At 68.6% G+C, this 14,720-nt stretch carries 19 protein-coding genes and 4 pseudogenes; 12 read left to right on the top strand and 11 right to left on the bottom strand.

Translation table 11 applies throughout. From position 1 onward, the window contains the following. Together C492_RS24940 and C492_RS01230 are read right to left on the bottom strand one after the other, a co-directional pair. A partial coding sequence (locus C492_RS24940; protein WP_204365594.1) for a hypothetical protein occupies positions 1-180 on the bottom strand: 180 nt, incomplete at its 3' end. Positions 181-186: 6 nt separating this feature from the next. Next, a complete protein-coding gene (locus C492_RS01230; RefSeq protein WP_008419751.1) occupies positions 187-645 on the bottom strand; it encodes a DUF7344 domain-containing protein in 459 nt (152 codons plus the stop codon). 210 nt (positions 646-855) lie between these two features. Between C492_RS01230 and C492_RS23270 the strand changes: the two are divergent. The 3 genes and pseudogenes from C492_RS23270 to C492_RS01220 all read left to right on the top strand — a co-directional run. Then, a pseudogene (locus C492_RS23270) lies at positions 856-1,032 on the top strand (IS6 family transposase); the annotation flags it as partial. Positions 1,033-1,179: 147 nt separating this feature from the next. Continuing rightward, entirely contained in the window at positions 1,180-1,479 is a 300-nt protein-coding gene (locus C492_RS01225) for a hypothetical protein (protein ID WP_239643370.1), read from the top strand. A 176-nt stretch (positions 1,480-1,655) separates the two neighbouring features. After that, positions 1,656-2,663, top strand: coding sequence for a TIGR04024 family LLM class F420-dependent oxidoreductase (locus C492_RS01220; RefSeq protein WP_049892591.1), 1,008 nt, complete (start codon positions 1,656-1,658; stop codon positions 2,661-2,663). Between the two features lie 2 nt (positions 2,664-2,665). On the opposite strand, the gene C492_RS01215 is transcribed toward C492_RS01220, so the two are convergent. Next, positions 2,666-3,631, bottom strand: coding sequence for an NADPH:quinone reductase (locus tag C492_RS01215; protein WP_008419745.1), 966 nt, complete (start codon positions 3,629-3,631; stop codon positions 2,666-2,668). Positions 3,632-3,751: 120 nt separating this feature from the next. Here C492_RS01215 and C492_RS24380 point away from each other — a divergent pair, with 120 nt between their 5' ends. After that, a complete protein-coding gene (locus C492_RS24380; protein WP_008419744.1) occupies positions 3,752-3,910 on the top strand; it encodes a hypothetical protein in 159 nt (52 codons plus the stop codon). 72 nt (positions 3,911-3,982) lie between these two features. Here C492_RS24380 and C492_RS01210 read toward each other — a convergent pair whose 3' ends face one another. Then, positions 3,983-5,104 carry a pyridoxal phosphate-dependent aminotransferase gene (locus tag C492_RS01210; protein ID WP_008419742.1) on the bottom strand — a complete coding sequence of 374 codons (1,122 nt, stop codon included), beginning with the start codon at positions 5,102-5,104 and terminating at the stop codon, positions 3,983-3,985. A gap of 185 nt (positions 5,105-5,289) precedes the next feature. Here C492_RS01210 and C492_RS22010 point away from each other — a divergent pair. The 3 genes and pseudogenes from C492_RS22010 to C492_RS01195 all read left to right on the top strand — a co-directional run bounded on the left by C492_RS22010 (position 5,290) and on the right by C492_RS01195 (position 6,444). Next, positions 5,290-5,687 (top strand): annotated as a pseudogene (locus tag C492_RS22010) (DUF2267 domain-containing protein). A gap of 13 nt (positions 5,688-5,700) precedes the next feature. Next, positions 5,701-6,005: pseudogene (locus tag C492_RS01200) on the top strand (sugar phosphate isomerase/epimerase family protein); the annotation flags it as partial. 31 nt (positions 6,006-6,036) lie between these two features. Then, entirely contained in the window at positions 6,037-6,444 is a 408-nt protein-coding gene (locus C492_RS01195) for a hypothetical protein (protein WP_008419737.1), read from the top strand. On the opposite strand, the gene C492_RS01190 is transcribed toward C492_RS01195, so the two are convergent. Both C492_RS01190 and C492_RS25060 read right to left on the bottom strand, forming a co-directional pair. Then, positions 6,441-6,869, bottom strand: coding sequence for a universal stress protein (locus C492_RS01190; RefSeq protein ID WP_008419736.1), 429 nt, complete (start codon positions 6,867-6,869; stop codon positions 6,441-6,443). The genes C492_RS01195 and C492_RS01190 overlap by 4 nt on opposite strands. A 96-nt stretch (positions 6,870-6,965) precedes the next feature. After that, positions 6,966-7,193 (bottom strand): annotated as a pseudogene (locus C492_RS25060) (ABC1 kinase family protein); the annotation flags it as partial. Between the two features lie 148 nt (positions 7,194-7,341). On the opposite strand from C492_RS25060, the gene C492_RS01185 reads away from it, so the two are divergent. After that, on the top strand, positions 7,342-7,791 hold the full coding sequence (locus C492_RS01185) for a universal stress protein (protein ID WP_008419734.1): 450 nt from the start codon (positions 7,342-7,344) through the stop codon (positions 7,789-7,791). 63 nt (positions 7,792-7,854) lie between these two features. Here the strand turns inward: C492_RS01185 and C492_RS01180 are convergent, their stop codons facing one another. Further along, a complete protein-coding gene (locus tag C492_RS01180; protein WP_049892590.1) occupies positions 7,855-9,084 on the bottom strand; it encodes a cation:proton antiporter in 1,230 nt (409 codons plus the stop codon). Between the two features lie 282 nt (positions 9,085-9,366). On the opposite strand from C492_RS01180, the gene C492_RS23380 reads away from it, so the two are divergent. After that, entirely contained in the window at positions 9,367-9,522 is a 156-nt protein-coding gene (locus C492_RS23380; protein ID WP_152424779.1) for a rubrerythrin-like domain-containing protein, read from the top strand. A 363-nt stretch (positions 9,523-9,885) separates the two neighbouring features. Next, positions 9,886-10,992 (top strand): aminotransferase class V-fold PLP-dependent enzyme, encoded by a 1,107-nt coding sequence (locus C492_RS01175; protein ID WP_008419732.1) that lies wholly within the window; start codon positions 9,886-9,888, stop codon positions 10,990-10,992. Between the two features lie 3 nt (positions 10,993-10,995). On the opposite strand, the gene C492_RS01170 is transcribed toward C492_RS01175, so the two are convergent. Both C492_RS01170 and C492_RS01165 read right to left on the bottom strand, forming a co-directional pair. After that, a complete protein-coding gene (locus tag C492_RS01170) occupies positions 10,996-11,445 on the bottom strand; it encodes a universal stress protein (RefSeq protein ID WP_049892588.1) in 450 nt (149 codons plus the stop codon). Between the two features lie 206 nt (positions 11,446-11,651). Continuing rightward, complete coding sequence (locus tag C492_RS01165; RefSeq protein WP_008419730.1) at positions 11,652-12,083, bottom strand: universal stress protein; 432 nt, start codon at positions 12,081-12,083, stop codon at positions 11,652-11,654. A 186-nt stretch (positions 12,084-12,269) separates the two neighbouring features. Between C492_RS01165 and C492_RS01160 the strand changes: the two genes are divergently transcribed. Further along, complete coding sequence (locus C492_RS01160) at positions 12,270-12,701, top strand: universal stress protein (RefSeq protein ID WP_008419728.1); 432 nt, start codon at positions 12,270-12,272, stop codon at positions 12,699-12,701. 12 nt (positions 12,702-12,713) lie between these two features. On the opposite strand, the gene C492_RS01155 is transcribed toward C492_RS01160, so the two are convergent. Next, positions 12,714-13,157, bottom strand: a complete 444-nt coding sequence (locus C492_RS01155) for a pyridoxamine 5'-phosphate oxidase family protein (RefSeq protein WP_008419727.1) — start codon at positions 13,155-13,157, stop codon at positions 12,714-12,716. Between the two features lie 135 nt (positions 13,158-13,292). On the opposite strand from C492_RS01155, the gene C492_RS01150 reads away from it, so the two are divergent. Next, complete coding sequence (locus tag C492_RS01150; protein ID WP_008419726.1) at positions 13,293-13,781, top strand: universal stress protein; 489 nt, start codon at positions 13,293-13,295, stop codon at positions 13,779-13,781. Positions 13,782-13,847: 66 nt separating this feature from the next. Here C492_RS01150 and C492_RS01145 read toward each other — a convergent pair whose 3' ends face one another. Beyond that, positions 13,848-14,708 (bottom strand): universal stress protein, encoded by an 861-nt coding sequence (locus C492_RS01145; protein WP_008419725.1) that lies wholly within the window; start codon positions 14,706-14,708, stop codon positions 13,848-13,850. Positions 14,709-14,720 lie beyond the last annotated feature (12 nt).

Below are 14,720 nucleotides of genomic sequence, written 5' to 3'. Positions count from 1 at the left end.
GATGTGTATAAGAGACAGGGGTTCGTCGGGGTCGTAGTGGGCCTGCGTCACGAACGTCCAGCGACCATTTGGTGGACTCTTTGGCGTTGGTGCGTCTAAGGTGTCGTCGGTGGGGGAAGTCTCACTGTCTTTCTCGCCGGTCTCGCTTGGGGGATTTGAATCAGATCGCTTCTCATCCATTAGTGGTCACTCCTGTTCGTAATCATTCTGTGCGTGGGTTTCCTGTGACGCATCGATACTCGCCCCGGCACCTTCCAGAGCCGCGAGCACCTGCGGGGCGTTTGTGTCCGCGACGACGACCTTCTCCCCGCCGTTCTCGTACTCGACGATGTCTAACTCGACCAACTTGGGGACGTGGGCGTGGTAGAGTGAGACGTACATCTCGTTGCGGTTGACCTCGTCAACGTCCTCTTCAGGGATGTCTCGCTCCCAGGCGACGAGTTTCGTCGCCAGTTCCGTCAGCGTCCAGTGAGAACTGGAGAGAAGCGAGTAACAAAGGTAGCGCCGTCTCGGATGGGCCAGTGCCTCGTACACGAACTCCATCTCCAGGATTTCCACAGGAGGGGGACGGGCATCCCGGGTGTAGTCGTCGGCGCTTCGTTGCAGGTCGTTTCCAGCGTCTGGCTGCTCCGATTCGTCGTCCATAGAGCCTGTTACTCACGGGTCTGCTTAACTTCTACTCCAGACCCAAACGAGCTGATGGGTCTGCGTTCGATGACGGAGGGTCTCAGAACTGAGCCGCGTTGAGCCACTGCTACGGAGCGGTCTCGGCCGAGAGCAAATAGGTTTGGTTTCACGAAAGGGTCGTGTTTAGTTGAGGCTGAAGGATGTGACGGGACGATTCCCAGCTGGTTCATGGCAGAAACCACCAGCCTCAGCGGTTGTAGCGACTGGATCGGATTAGATTTTGTAGAGCGAGAGCGGACACCGCGTCGGCTGATGGAGGTAGGTATTCGACTCCACCTCAGCGGATCATCGCTTTCGACAGTCATGTCGAGCCGACAACCACCGAAACGTGGCGTCAAGCCGTCGCTGTCTGGTTGAATTCGCTTACCTAAACACGATGTATCATACTAACACAACGTTTACGACCGGTATCAACGTTGGCCCCACTCTCGGGAGACGAAGGGCCCGAGGGCCGGGACAACGGTGATCGGGCTCGAGCCCGTTCGGTCGACCGTGACCGACGCGCTGGATGCTCCCGCCGAACAGTCCCTCGAGGAGCGCCTCGAGGCGCTTCGCGGTCGTCTCGAGGCGACCGCCGAGGTGGCGCTCGATCCGCGGACGAACCGCTGGCTCGGCGAGGCGGAGGCCGTCGCCCGGGACGCCGCGGCGGACGACGTCGATCCGAAGACGGCCCGCGATCGCGTGCGTCAGGTCCAGCGGCTGCTCTCGGAGGTCGAGGATCCCGACCGCGAGGACGCGGCCGCACACCTCGCGGCGGCCCGCGAGCTGTGTGCGGACGTGCTGTCGTCGTGACCGACGCGAGCGTCCGCGTCCCCGCCGCGGGACGGAACGACGCGCTCCTCGCACGCGTCCCGGAGACGAACGAGCCGGTGCGGCTCGAGGGGGACCTGCGCCGCACCGTTAAGCCAATAGGTGACGCGGTCAGTGGTGACAGGTATGCACCGAGGACCACCGCGGAGGCGAGCGGCGTGAACGCACGGCTGGACCTGCTCGTTCGGCTCGGCGACTACGACCGACCGCAGGACGTCGCCGACCGGGCCGTCCGGGCCGAGCAGTTGGGATTCGACCGCATCTCGACGGGCGAGACGACGGGATGGAACATCGTCCCGGCGCTGACGCTGATCGCCGACCGGACCGACGAACTCGGGATCTCGAACGACGTGATCTCGCCGTTCGGGCGGTCGCCGGCGCTGCTGGCCCAGACCGCGCTGGCGCTGCACGACGCCTCGGAGGGCCGATACCGGATCGGGCTCGGACCGAGCTCGCCCGCGATCACCGAGCGCTGGCACGGCGAGTCGTTCGACCGCCCGCTGCGGCGCACCCGGGAGGCGATCGAGATCGTCAGGGGGGTCTACGAGGACGGGACCTCCGCCTACGAGGGCGAAATCTTCGAGATCGCTGGCCTCAACTACGAGCGCGAGCTCCCCGAGCGCCCGCCGCCGATCGACCTCGCTACCCTTGGCCCGAAAGCGACCGAGATGGCGGGGCGGTTCGGCGACGGCTGGGCGCCCCAGCTGTTCACCGGGTCGGGCCTCGAGGATCGGCTCGAGGACCTCCGCCGGGGCGCCGAGCTCGCCGACAGGGACCTGGACGAACTCCGCGTGAGCCCGATCGTCCGCGGAATCGCCTCGGATGACCGCGAGCGTGCTCGCGAGCGCGCCCGCAAGACCGTCGCTTTCATGCTCGGCGCCTACGGCCCCTACTACGGCGACTCCGTCGCCGAGCAGGGATATCCCGACGTCGTCGCAGACGTCCGCGAGGCCTGGGAAGACCGGGACACCGACGCGATGGCCGCGCGGCTCCCCGACGAGGTCCTCGACGAGCTGGCGCCCGCGGGGACCCCCGAGGAGGTCCGCGAGTGGGTCCGCGAGTACGCCGCGATCGACGGCGTCGACGCCGTTCGGTTCGGCTTCGTCGACGGGATGACCGACGCGGAAAAGGAGACGACGATGGAGGCCCTCGCCGAACTCGCGTAACGCTACGGCTCGAGGACGAGCTTGCCGAACACGCTCTCGTTCATCACGTCCCGCTGGGCCTGCGCGGCCTCCTCGAGGTCGTAGCTGCGATCGAGTTCGATCGCGAGTCGCCCGGTCTCCATGAGGTGGGCCACGCCCCGCAGCGGGACCCGCAGATCGGGCGTGTTGAACATACTCATGAACTGATAGCTGACGTCCTTCGAGCGGGCCGCGCCGTCGTTCGTGAACGCGGGGTCGGGGCTGTTCTCGCCGATGCCGACGACCCGACAGCCCGTCGCCGCGACGTCGGCGTCGAACTGGAGGTAGTCGTCCAGCCGGTGATCGAGGACCGCGTCGACGCCGCCGTCGCTCTCCTCGAGGACCGCGTCGGCGAGGTCGTCGCGGCCGTAGTCGAGCACGGCGTCGGCGCCCAGCTTCGCGAGGGCGTCGCGGTACCGCTCGGAGGCGGTCGTCAGCACACGGGCGCTGACGGCGTCGGCGATCTGGACGGCCGCGTGGCCGACGCCGCCGGAGCCGCCGTGTACGAGACAGTACTCGGCGGGCTCGAGGTCGGCGTGGTCGATCAGCGCGCGCCAGGCGGTGACGCCGACGACGCCGGCCGCGCCCGCCTGGCGGGCCTCGACCCCGTCGGGAAGGTGGACGACCCGATCGGTCGGCGCCGCGGCGTACTCGGCGTAGGAGCCCTGGAAGCCGCCGTTCCCGATCCCCGTCCCGTAGACGCGGTCGCCCGTAGCGAAGTCCGCGACCCCGTCGCCGGTCTCGACGACCGTTCCGGCGAAGTCGACCCCCGGGGTGAACGGGACGTCGACGGGTTCGTAGGAGCCGTCGCGGAAGTAGGTGTCGACGGGGTTGACGCCCGCCGCCTCGACCTCGACGAGCAGCTCTCCGGGGCCGGGTTCGGGTCGGTCGATCTCCTCGACGTGCAGTACGTCCGGTTCGCCGTGTTCCGAGAGTCGGACGGCTCGCATGGTGATCGTGACCACGACGCGAGGCGCAAAAAGGTGCGTCATTCCGAACGATCGGTCCGTCGAGGCAAGTGTTTCCTCGGATCGACACATTGAGAGTCCCCACCGACGAACGTCCCGTCGATGCTGAACACGCTGTTGCACACCGGTTCCGAACACCCCGACCTCCTCTGGATCGTCCTGCCGAGCCTCCTCTCGTTCGTCGCGGGGCTGAGCGCCGGCGCGCTCTCCGACCGCGTTCGAAGCTGGCTCCGACCGCGCCGCGAGGCGTCGAACGACTGAACCGATCCGGACCGTCGGATCGCCGCCGGCCGCCCCGTTCCGGTTTCGAGCCGAGCGCCGGCGGCCGGGCGACTACCTGACCGCTCGCGTCGCGTCGTCGATGATCTCGAGGGCCTCCTTCAGCGCTTCCGTACTCGTGGCGTAGGAGAGGCGGGCGTACCCCTCGCCGTTGGCGCCGAAGGCGTCCCCGGGGACGACGACCACGTCCCGTTCGAGGACCTCCTCGCACCAGCCCTCGGGTACCTTCGGCATGACGTAGAACGCCCCGGACGGCGTGGGGACCTCGAGACCCGCGTCCTCGAGGCCGTCGACGACCAGATCGCGGCGCTCCTCGAAGGCCGCGACCATCTCCTCGACGGGCTCCTGGGGGCCCGTCAGCGCGGCCTCGGCGGCGTACTGGGCGGGTGCGGAGGCGCAGGCCTGGGCGTACTGGTGGACCCGCAGCATCCGTTCGATGCGCCGCTCGGAGCCGACGACCCAGCCCAGCCGCCAGCCCGTCATCGAGTACGTCTTCGAGCAAGCGCTGACGACGACGACGTTGTCGGTTTCGGCGAACTTCAGCGGCGAGTGGTGCTCGCCCTCGAAGACGATCCGTTCGTACACCTCGTCGGAGAGACAGAGGACGTCGTGCTCGTCCGCGATGCGGGCGAACTCGCGCATGTCGGCCTCGCTTTGAACCGCGCCCGTCGGGTTCGCAGGGCTGTTGACGACGAAGGCCGCGGTCTCGTCGGTGATCGCGTCCTCGACGGTCGCGGGATCGAGCGTGAGGTCGTCGCGCAGTCCGACGGGTTTGGGCGTCCCGCCCGCGATGTTGGTCAGCGCGTCGTAGGAGACGAACCCGGGATCGGGGAAGATCACCTCCTCGCCGGGGTCGACGTGGGCCTCGAGCGCGAGGTGTAACGCCTCGCTGCCCCCCGAGGTGGCGACGACGTCGGCAGGGTCGACGTCGATCCCGTACTCCCGATCGTACTTCGTCGCGATCGCCTCGCGAAGCGACCGCGTCCCCTTGTTCGAGGTGTAGGCGTCCGTTCGTCCGGCCTCGATCGCCTCGATCGCCCCGCGGCGGGCGTGGGCGGGCGTCGGAAAGTCCGGCTGGCCGAGGCCGAGGTTGATCGCGTCCTCGCCGGCGGCCTCGAACACTTCGCGGATACCGCTGATCGACACCTGCTCGACGCGGGCTGCAAACTCCGTCATGCCTACACCGGCGCGGGCGATCCCGATAACTCTTGATGTGTTCTCGTCGCGGTCGCCGGAGCGGCGACCGCGAGGCAGTATCCGAGACCCTCGCCGCCGAGTAGCTTTATCCCGCTTCGGGGCGTACTGTCTGCGGATCGACAGCTCGGGCGGAACGCCCGGTATCGCCGTCGGCCCGCCACAGCATGAACTACAAGGAATTCGTCGGACAGGTCCAGCACAGACTCGAGTTCGCGCAGTTCGGCCAGGCCGTCCGGGCGACGCGGGCGGTGTTGACGACGCTCGGCGAGCGGCTCCCGGAGGGCTGTCTCTTATACACATCTCTGAGCGGGCNGCTCAGAGATGTGTATAAGAGACAGACCTGACGGCGGCCCAGCACGGCCAGCGGTTCGACTACCAGGAGTTTCTCGACCGGGTCGCCGAACGCGAGGGCGTCGATCGCGCCGACGCCAACTACCACGCCCAGCAGCTCCTCGCCGTCGTCGCCGAGGACGTCCCCGCGGGCAACCTCGAGAAGGTCCGCAACAACTTGCCCGAGGAGTTCGACCCGCTGTTCGAGCTGCTCGAGGCGCCCGAGGAGTGACCGATCGGCGCCGAAAAACGTCGGCTGCCAGGAGCACGGCCTGTCGCTGTCGATGCCCGACAGGCTGGCCCGCGAGATCGAAACGTCGGTCCGGTTCCCGTCTGTCACGCCCACGTGGACGACGGCGTCGAGCGCTTCCTCTCGAGGTACGGCGGCCTCGTCAGTCATCACGTCCACGACGCCCGGAGTCGCGGCGACACCCACCTGCCGCTCGGCGCCGTCGAGGTCGTTACCGACGCCGTCGCCCTGCTGTCCGACACCGCAGAACGGATTCGCGACTGGCTCGGGGGGCCTGAGCCGACGGAATCGGAGCGGTAGTTTGAACAGTTCAGGGTTCGAACAGTCGGTGATGGACTCGCGGAGCGACCCGGGCGCCACCCTGTTGCTGGTCGTGAGCCTGCTCGCGGTCGCGCTCGTCTACGGCGTGTTGGTACCGGGCGACGTCCTCGGCGACGGCTCGCGGACGGTGCTGTACGTCGTCGTCGGCTGGGTACCGTTCACGCTCGTCTTCTACGCGCTGGGGCGGGGGTTCTCCTCGCCGGATGCGCTGCCGAGCATGCGCAGCGCCGACGCCGGGCTCGCGCTCGTGTTAGTCTCGCTTCTGGTCAGCCTCGGGCTCGAGACCCTGGGACTCTCACCCGAGCAGCTGCCGGAAGCGTACGTCCTGCAGGCGATCGGAATCTTCGTCGGCCTCGCGCTGTTCGGCTGGGGGATCGGACGGCGCTCGCGGGCGATCGGGCAGCGACCCGACCCCTAGTCGCCGACGACGAGGACGTCGACGTCGCCCCGTCTGACAACCCCGTCGGTGACGCTGCCGAGCATCATCCGGCTGACGCCGCCCCGTCCCCGGGTTCCCATGACGACGGCGTCCGCGCCGACCTCGTCGGCGCAGGCCAGCAGCTCCTGGACCGGGACGCCCTCGCGGATCTCGGTGTCGACCTCGAGGCCACGCTCGCGAGCTCGTTCCTCGAGTACGGCGACGAACTCCGCGGCCCGCTCGGCGAACGCGTCGGCGGCGCTGGCGTCGTCGCCGGGGAGCCGGACGGAACCCAGCGGCCCCCGGTCGACGACGCAGACGACGTGGACCGACGCGTCGGTCGTCTCCGCGAGGGCGAACGCCCGCTCGGCGGCGTCCTCGGCGTACTCGCTGCCGTCCGTGGGAACCAGGATCCGATCGTACATACCCGTCCGTTCTCCTGCGGGGCGGATAAGTTCGGGTGGCGGAAACGGAGGTCCGCAGGACGACTGGCGATCGCGAGCGAGCCGTCGGCCCGCGACTCACCGCCGCGACCGAACGTACTGAACGATCGCGGCGACCGCGGCGAGTAGCGACGGGATCTCGTCGGGCCGGGCGTGCAGCGTCGACGCTGCGGCCGCGGCGAACAGCGCGCCCGCGAGGACGGCGTACCCGACCGCGGGATCGCCCGCTTGGGGGTCGACGGGATCGGTCCTGACGGCGAGTTCGCCCCGCTCGAGCTGGCCGAAGACGGAATCGAACCGGGCCGGGTCCGTACGCGGCCTTTGGATCCCGACTCCAAATACGTCAGCGACTTGGCAACGAGCGGGTCGTCCGCGAGCCGTTCGGCCGTTTCGTGTTCCCAGCTTCCTGGAAAGAGACGCCGGAAATATAGCGGTCGACCCCGTTCGGTCGCGTATGTACGATCGACTGCTGCTGCCGACCGACATGAGCGCCGGAATCGACAACGCGATCAATCACGCGATCGACGCCGCCCGCCGGTACGACGCCGAACTCCACGTCCTCTATGTCGTCGACGCCGACGCCTACAGCTCCTACCCCGGCGACGAGTACGTCCACGAGTTCGAGGGGTTAGAGAGCGCCTTAGAGCAGGCGGGGCGGGACGCGGTCGCGGGGATCGCCGATCAGGCCGAGGAGGCCGGCGTCGAGACGACCGAGGTCGTGCGCCACGGCGTCCCCCACGAGGAGATCCTCAGGTACGGCGACGAGGCCGACGTCGGACTCACGGTGGTCGGCTCGAAGAACCGTTCGGGCGAGTACCGACGGCTGCTCGGCAGCGTGGCCGAACGGGTCGTGAACCTGTCCGAACGCCCGGTGACGGTCGTCAAGTCTCCGGTCGGCGAGTAGCGAACCCGATCAACTCGCACTTCGATTCTCTACGCGGCTCGCAAATCGCGGAGAGCACGGTACTCACCGTTCCGACTCGGTTACTCCGAGCACGCTGGCGACCCGTCTCGCGAGGCCCGCTTCAACGACGACCGTGACGAGAATGACGAGAAAGACGGTGCCGAGCAGCAAGTGCGCCCCCGAGGGGTCGGACGGAGGCGCCTCCGTCCGCAGCCGGACGGCGAACAGCGTCGCGACCGACGCCGGGATGATCCCCCGCGGACCGACGAAGCTCATAAACACCCGTTCGCTCGTCGTGAAGCTGACCCCGGCCGTCGAGACGAAGACGGCCAGCGGACGGATCACGACCATCAGGACCGCAACGACTGCGAGCCCGGCGGCACCCAGTGCGAGGAGTTCCGCGAACTCGAGCAACGCTGCGAGCGTGATGAAGACGAACGAGAGGACCAGAAACGTCACGTCCCGTATGAACTGCAGGATCTCCTCCCGATAGGGCAGTTCGAGGCTTCCGAGGGTGAATCCCGCAGTGGCGGCGGCCACGATCCCGGCTTCCGAGAACACCGAGTCGGCGGCGGCGAACGCGATGACGGCACCGGCCAGCACGAGCAGCCGAGCCGTTTGCGGCGCGGTCTCCGATGGGTGTTCGACCTGCGTGAGGAGGTACCAGACGACCCCGGCGACCACGAATCCGACGATCACTCCCGTCGCGAGACGCTGGACGAAGAGCCACACGTACCCGCTCGGCGAGAGGTGCCGGGCCGTCATGGCTTTGAAGAGGACGACCGCCAGCACCGCGGCCGTGACGTCGTTTACGATCCCTTCGACTTCGAGCGTCGTGGCGACCTCCTCGCGAACGGGAACCACCGCGAGAATCGGCGCGATGACCGTCGGCCCGGTGGCGACCAGCAGCGCGCCGACGAGAAACGCGATGTCCCAGCTCGCTCCCAGCAGGAGGCGCACGGTCAGACTCGTCCCGACGAACGCGATGACCGCTCCGATCGTGATCGTCCGGCCGACCGCCTTCGACGCCTCCCGGATGGCCCCGTACTCGAGGCGAAACGTCCCCTCGAAGATGATGACGGCGACGCTCACGCCGACGATCGTCGAGAGCGCACCGCCGACGACGTCGGACGGTATCAACTCGAGGCCCTCGGGACCGATGGCGACGCCCGCGAAGATGAAAAACAACACGCTCGGCACTCGGTACTTCGCGGCGAGAAACTGCGCCGCCACACCGAGGCCGACGATGGCCGCGACGAGGGCGACGACGTCGAGGCTGACGTGAATTGACACCGGTTCATCGACCTCCGGGACGGGGAAGACAACCATCCGTACGCCACGCACCGGACAAGCTACGGTTCCACGGGTAGTTCCCGACCCAAACGACTGCCATGCAGCGTGCTCCCACACCCAGTCACAAATATCCGCAGACTCGGCGACAGCTGACTGCCGTCGGGTGTCGGACCGAGAGTCGTTCGGAACCACATCGGTCCGGAACGCATCTGTTTCACTGCTGATACTATTTCGGTCCAGTTCTGCAGTTATTACTTGTGTCTGGCGAAACAAGGTGGGCGTATGCCCCACGATCAAGACATCGAGGGAGATACGTCCGGAATGATGTCCGAGTACGAGTGTCTCCAGTGCGGGAAGATCGTTCGGGCCGAAACCAACCCTGGAGAATGCCCCGAATGCAGCGGTGAGTTCCACAATCGGGCAAAGTCGCTCGAATAGAAACGCTTCGGGTCTCCGGACAGACACCACTTGTCATAACCATACATACAGCCCCGTTTCTGGGGCGTCTCCCGCACCTGCTTTTGAAGGCGGTGCGGAGTAGCGAGGCCGGGACGAACACTCCCACCCGTGAACCGTCGGCGTGCATCGACGCCACGCCCAGCACGGGGACGGCAAATGCGGAAATCCACGGGAAGCCCCGTCCTCGAGGAGCGACCGAGCGCACTGCGTGAGCGAGAGTAGGGCGGGGTAGTTTACGACCCACACTGAGTGTCGCCCGAGGCTGGGCCACGGGAGCGATCCGGTATTCGCGTTCGGCCGTCGAGCCGAACGCTTAGGGGTCGGCGAGCCGACGGTATCGCTATGGATCACGAACGGCTCCGGGCGGACATTCCGGCCCTCGAGCGCGCCAGCTACTTCAACACGGGCGCGGGCGGACCGAGCCCCCGGCGCGTCGTCGAGGCAGCCGAGTCAGCCCTCGAGGACCACGAGTACGAGGCGCCCGTCGAGGACGGGATGTACGTCGCGGCCGGGGAGAGCCACGAGGCGACGAAACCCGCCGTCGCCGACCTGCTCGGCGCGGGCGAGGACGAGATCGCGCTCACCCAGAGCACGACCGACGGGATCAACCGCGTCGCCGGGGCGATCGACTGGGACGAGGACGACGTCGTCGTTCGGACCGACCTCGAGCATCCCGCCGGGATCCTCCCCTGGCGCCGGCTCGAGCGCGAGTGCGGCGTCGAGGTTCGCGTCCTCGAGACCGAGGACGGGCGAGTCGACCTCGACAACGTCAAGCGAGCCGTCGCGGACGCGACGCTGTTCGAGTTCAGCTCGATCACCTGGACCCACGGAACCCGGCTTCCGGTCGGCGAACTCGTCGGGATCGCCCGGGACGCGGGCGCGACGACGCTCGTCGACGCCGTCCAGTCGCCCGGCCAGACGGCCGTCGACGTCCGCGAGTGGGGCGCCGACCTCGTCGTCGGCGCGGGCCACAAGTGGCTGCTGGGACCGTTCGGCGCGGGCTTTCTGTACGTCCGCGAGGGAGTCGAGGACGACTACGTCCCGAGCGCGATCGGGTATCGCAGCGTCGTCGACCCAGGCGAACCCGACTACGAGTACGCCCCCGGCGCGGGACGGTTCGAGGTCGGGACGACCACCCCCGCGACCGACGCCGGGCTCCGGGAGGCGATCGCCCTCCACCGGGAACTGGGCGCCGACGCGATCGAGTCCCGCATCGAGACGCTTACCGACCGCCTCAAAGCGGGGCTGGCCGAGGATCGACTGCTGAGTCCGCGTTCCTTCGAGTCCGGGCTCGTCACCGTCGACGTCGACGATCCCGAGGCGACGGTCGAACGGCTCGCCGACCGGGACATCGTCGTCCGCTCGCTCCCCTATCCGGAAGCGGTCCGGATCTCGGTCCACGCCTTCAACACGCGCGACGAGATCGACGGCCTGCTCGAGGCGCTATAGGGGTTACTCGAGGCCGGCGTCGTCGGGGTCGCGAGCGACGACAACGGGCGTCGGCGAACGACGGACGACGTTCTCGGCGACGCTGCCGAGCAACACCCGGGAGATCCCCTCGCGGCCGTGGCTGCCCATGACGATCACGTCGTACCCCTCCTTCTCGGCGCACTCGACGATCCGATCCTCCGGCTGTCCGGTGCGGATCTCGGTGTCGATCTCGCGGTCGCGCTCCGCCGCGAGTTCGCGGGCGCCCTCGAGGATCTCCGCGGCGTACTCGCGGGCCTTCTCGGTGGTCGGCAGGCGGACCTCGGGGCCCTCGAAGGCTTCCCAGTACCCCTCCGGGATCTGGATGACGTGGAGCGCGGTGACGTCGGCGTCGGGGAACGTCTCGAGGGCGAACTCGAGGGCGGTCGCCGAGGGCGGCGAGCCGTCGTAGGGGACGAGGATGCGGTCGTTCATGTCGGACGTCGGCGCTACGCCGCCCCGCCGCATAGTGGTATCTACCGGTATCGATACCGATACGTTCGATCGCGGCCGATGGCGCGGTCGCCGACGATCGGGGCCGGGCGTCGACGCGAGTCGCCCGTCGGGATCGAAGGGGTCCCGTTTTCCCGTCGGCTACGGACGGTGTCGGTCCCCGACGCCGGCCGGTCCGGCCCACCGGGCTACCTGACGATCGTCACCGGAACCGGCGCCCGGCGGGCGACCGTCTCCGCCACGCTGCCAAGCAGGATTCGGGAGACCCCCTCTCGGCCGTGACTCCCGACGACGACGTGATCGACGTCTTCGGTCTCCGCGTACTCGAGGATCGTCCGGGAGACGCCACCGACCTCGACGGCGGTATCGAACGCGATCGACTCGAGGACGCCGGCCACCCGGAGGCGTTCGCGGGCGTCCTCGCAGAGTTCCTCGCCGCGCTCGCGGGCGCGATCGAGCGCGTTGGGATCGTAGTAGTAGCCGCCGCCCGCGTACGATCCAGGAGAGGGATCGACGACGTGAAGCACGGAGATCCGGTCGCCCGCGTAGCTCTCGGCGGCGTGATCGAGCGCGGCCCACGACGACTCCGACCCGTCCAGCGGAACGAGTACGCGTTTCATGCTCGAACCGACGGGGGCCGAACGGAAATGTGTCCGTGACGGTTCCCGGGGAGGAGGAACCGCCGGAGTTCTCGCGCGCGTCGGACCGCCCGTCGCAGAGCTCGGCCGCCAGCGGATCGGTCGCTCCCCCGAACCGTCACCGACCGGTGAACTACGATTATATGTCTCTCCGGCGTAGGTTCGGCGATGTTCGACAGGATCCTGGTTCCGGTGGACGGCTCCGAGCACTCCAGACGAGCGCTGTCGGTCGCCGCGACCGAGTTCGAGACGAACGAGATCGTCGTCCTGCACGTCCTCGACCCGTTCCGAGCCGCCTCGACGACCGAGGAGGCGGTCTGGAACAGCGACTACATGGACGAGCGCGAACGGGAGGCCGAGGACCTCCTCGAGGAGTACGCCGCGCTCGGTCGGGAGTTCGACGTCCCGGTCCGGACCGAACTCGCGCGGGGCTCCCCGGCACGGGCGATCGTCGGCATGGTCGACGAGTTCGACGTCGATCACGTCGTCGTCGGCAGCCGCGGCCGATCGGGAATCGGCCGCGTGCTGTTGGGAAGCGTCGCCGAAACCGTCGCGAGGCGGTCGCCGGTCTCGGTGACCATCGTTCGCCCCGAGGAGTAGCGCCGCGCCGGACTACGGCTCCGAGGGAACCTCCGTGCGCCCCGACAGCGTCTCGGGCTCGAGTTGGAAGTCCCGAAACCGCAGCTCCTCGCGGGGTTGCTCGAAGACGTCGACCTCGGGGATCGAGATCCCCCACATCCCCTGCACCGTCGTCGACTCGTACGACGCCTCCTCGACCGCCTCGAGCCGCCCCGTCGCGACGGCGCTGCGCCAGCCGTCGTCGGTCTCCCGGTACGTGACGAACGACACCGGACGGTCGACGAGTTCGGCCTTTCTGCCCTCCGGCGGCAGCGAGAGGCGGAAGTAGAAGGCCTCGATGTCCTCGTTGTAGCCGTAAGAGACGGGGATCGAGGCCGGCGCGGCGTCGGCGCCGAAGGAGAGGACGCCAGTCCCGCCCTCTCCGAGAAATCGGTTCAGCTCGGACTCGTTCAGCTCGAGCCAGCGTTCGTCTGCCATACGCGACCGTACGGCTCGCGCGGAGAAAATACCCCACCACGACGACCCGAACGGTTCGATCGCGGAGAACGCGGCCGATTCCGGCGGCGGCCGACCGCCCCTCGAGTTTATCGTCCGGGCCGTGGACGGACGGGTATGACGTTCGTCGTCCCGTTCGACGGATCGGAACTCGCGGCGGCCGCGCTCGTCCGCGCGCTCGAGTACGGACGCGCCCTCGGCGAGGAGGTCGTGGCAGTCAGCGTCGTCCCCGAGCGGAAACGCTACGCGAGGGAGAAGGGGTGGATCGACGACGACGAGCCGTTCGACCCCGAGCGGATCGTCGCCGACCTCCGGGAGCGCGTCCGCGAACTGGCGCCGGAGGCGTCGTTCGAGGCCGAGCGCATCCGGGAGTTTCCGCCCGAGGACCGCCTGGCGACCCACATCGAACGACTCGTGCTCGAGCACGACCCCGGGGTCGTCTTCCTCGGCAGCGACAACGTCGGCCGCGTCGTGACGCCGCTGACCAGCGTCGGCGTGCACCTCGCGGCCGAGGACGCGTACGACGTGTTCGTCGTCCGCCACCCGTCGCCGCCGACGGTCGCGGGGATCGAGCCCCACGAAGCGTTCTACGAGGGGGAAGACTGATCGCGACGCGCCGGCGCGCCACGGGGTCGCCGGCGGTCCAGTTCGGCGACCGCGCCGCGGTCGCCGTCACCTGACGGTCAGGACCGGTCGCGTGGTCCGTCGCAGGACGCGGGCGGTCGTGCTCCCGAGCAGGTCGCCCGTCGCGCCGCCGCGACCCCGCGTCCCCATCGCGATCAGGTCGGCCTCGACCCCCGCGGCGTACTCGAGGAGTTCCTCGTCGGGCGCGCCCCGGAGGACGTCGGTCTTCGCCGACAGCCCCCGCTCGCGGGCGTCCTCGGCGACGGCCTCGACGGCGTTTTGGCCGCCCTCCTTCAGCAGCCCGACCACGCTCCGGGAGGTCTCCTCGAGATCGTAGCTGGTCGTGTCGACCACGTAGGGGACGTAGACGGACGCGCCGTCGGTCTCGGCGAACTCGAGGGCGCGCTCGGCGGCGCGCTCGGCGGCGTCGCTGCCGTCGGTGGGGATCACGACGCGGTCGTACGAGATCGCGTCGACGGACGGGCCGTCCTCGGACGGAACGGCTATCACGGGGACGTCCGCCCGCTCGATCACGCGCCCGACGGTGCTCCCGAGCCGGACGTCGGGTCGATCGCGGGTGGCCATCACGATCAGGTCGACGTCCTCGGCAGTCGCGTACTCGAGGACGGACCGATGCGGCGCCCCTTCGCGGACGGCGCGGGTCGCCTCCAGACCGAGATCGGTGGCGCGGTCCCTGACCTGCGCGGTCGCCTGCCGGCTCCGCTTTTCTGCCCGTCGGCGAAGTTCGTCGCGGCGCTTCCGATCGAGGCCGACGGGTTCGTTGCCGGTGTCGACGACCGAGAGGACGTGGACAACCGCGTCGAACCGCCGCGCGAACGCGAGCGCGCGGTCGACCGCGCGTTCGGAGCCTGAGCTGCCGTCGATCGGGAGAAGGATCGTCGAGTACATCCGAACCGTCAC

Origin of the sequence: Natronococcus jeotgali DSM 18795, from assembly GCF_000337695.1 — an archaeon.
Classification (GTDB): Archaea; Halobacteriota; Halobacteria; order Halobacteriales; family Natrialbaceae; genus Natronococcus; species Natronococcus jeotgali.
The sequence above is the reverse complement of the archived record's forward strand: the minus strand, read 5'-3'. Positions and strand labels throughout refer to the sequence as shown.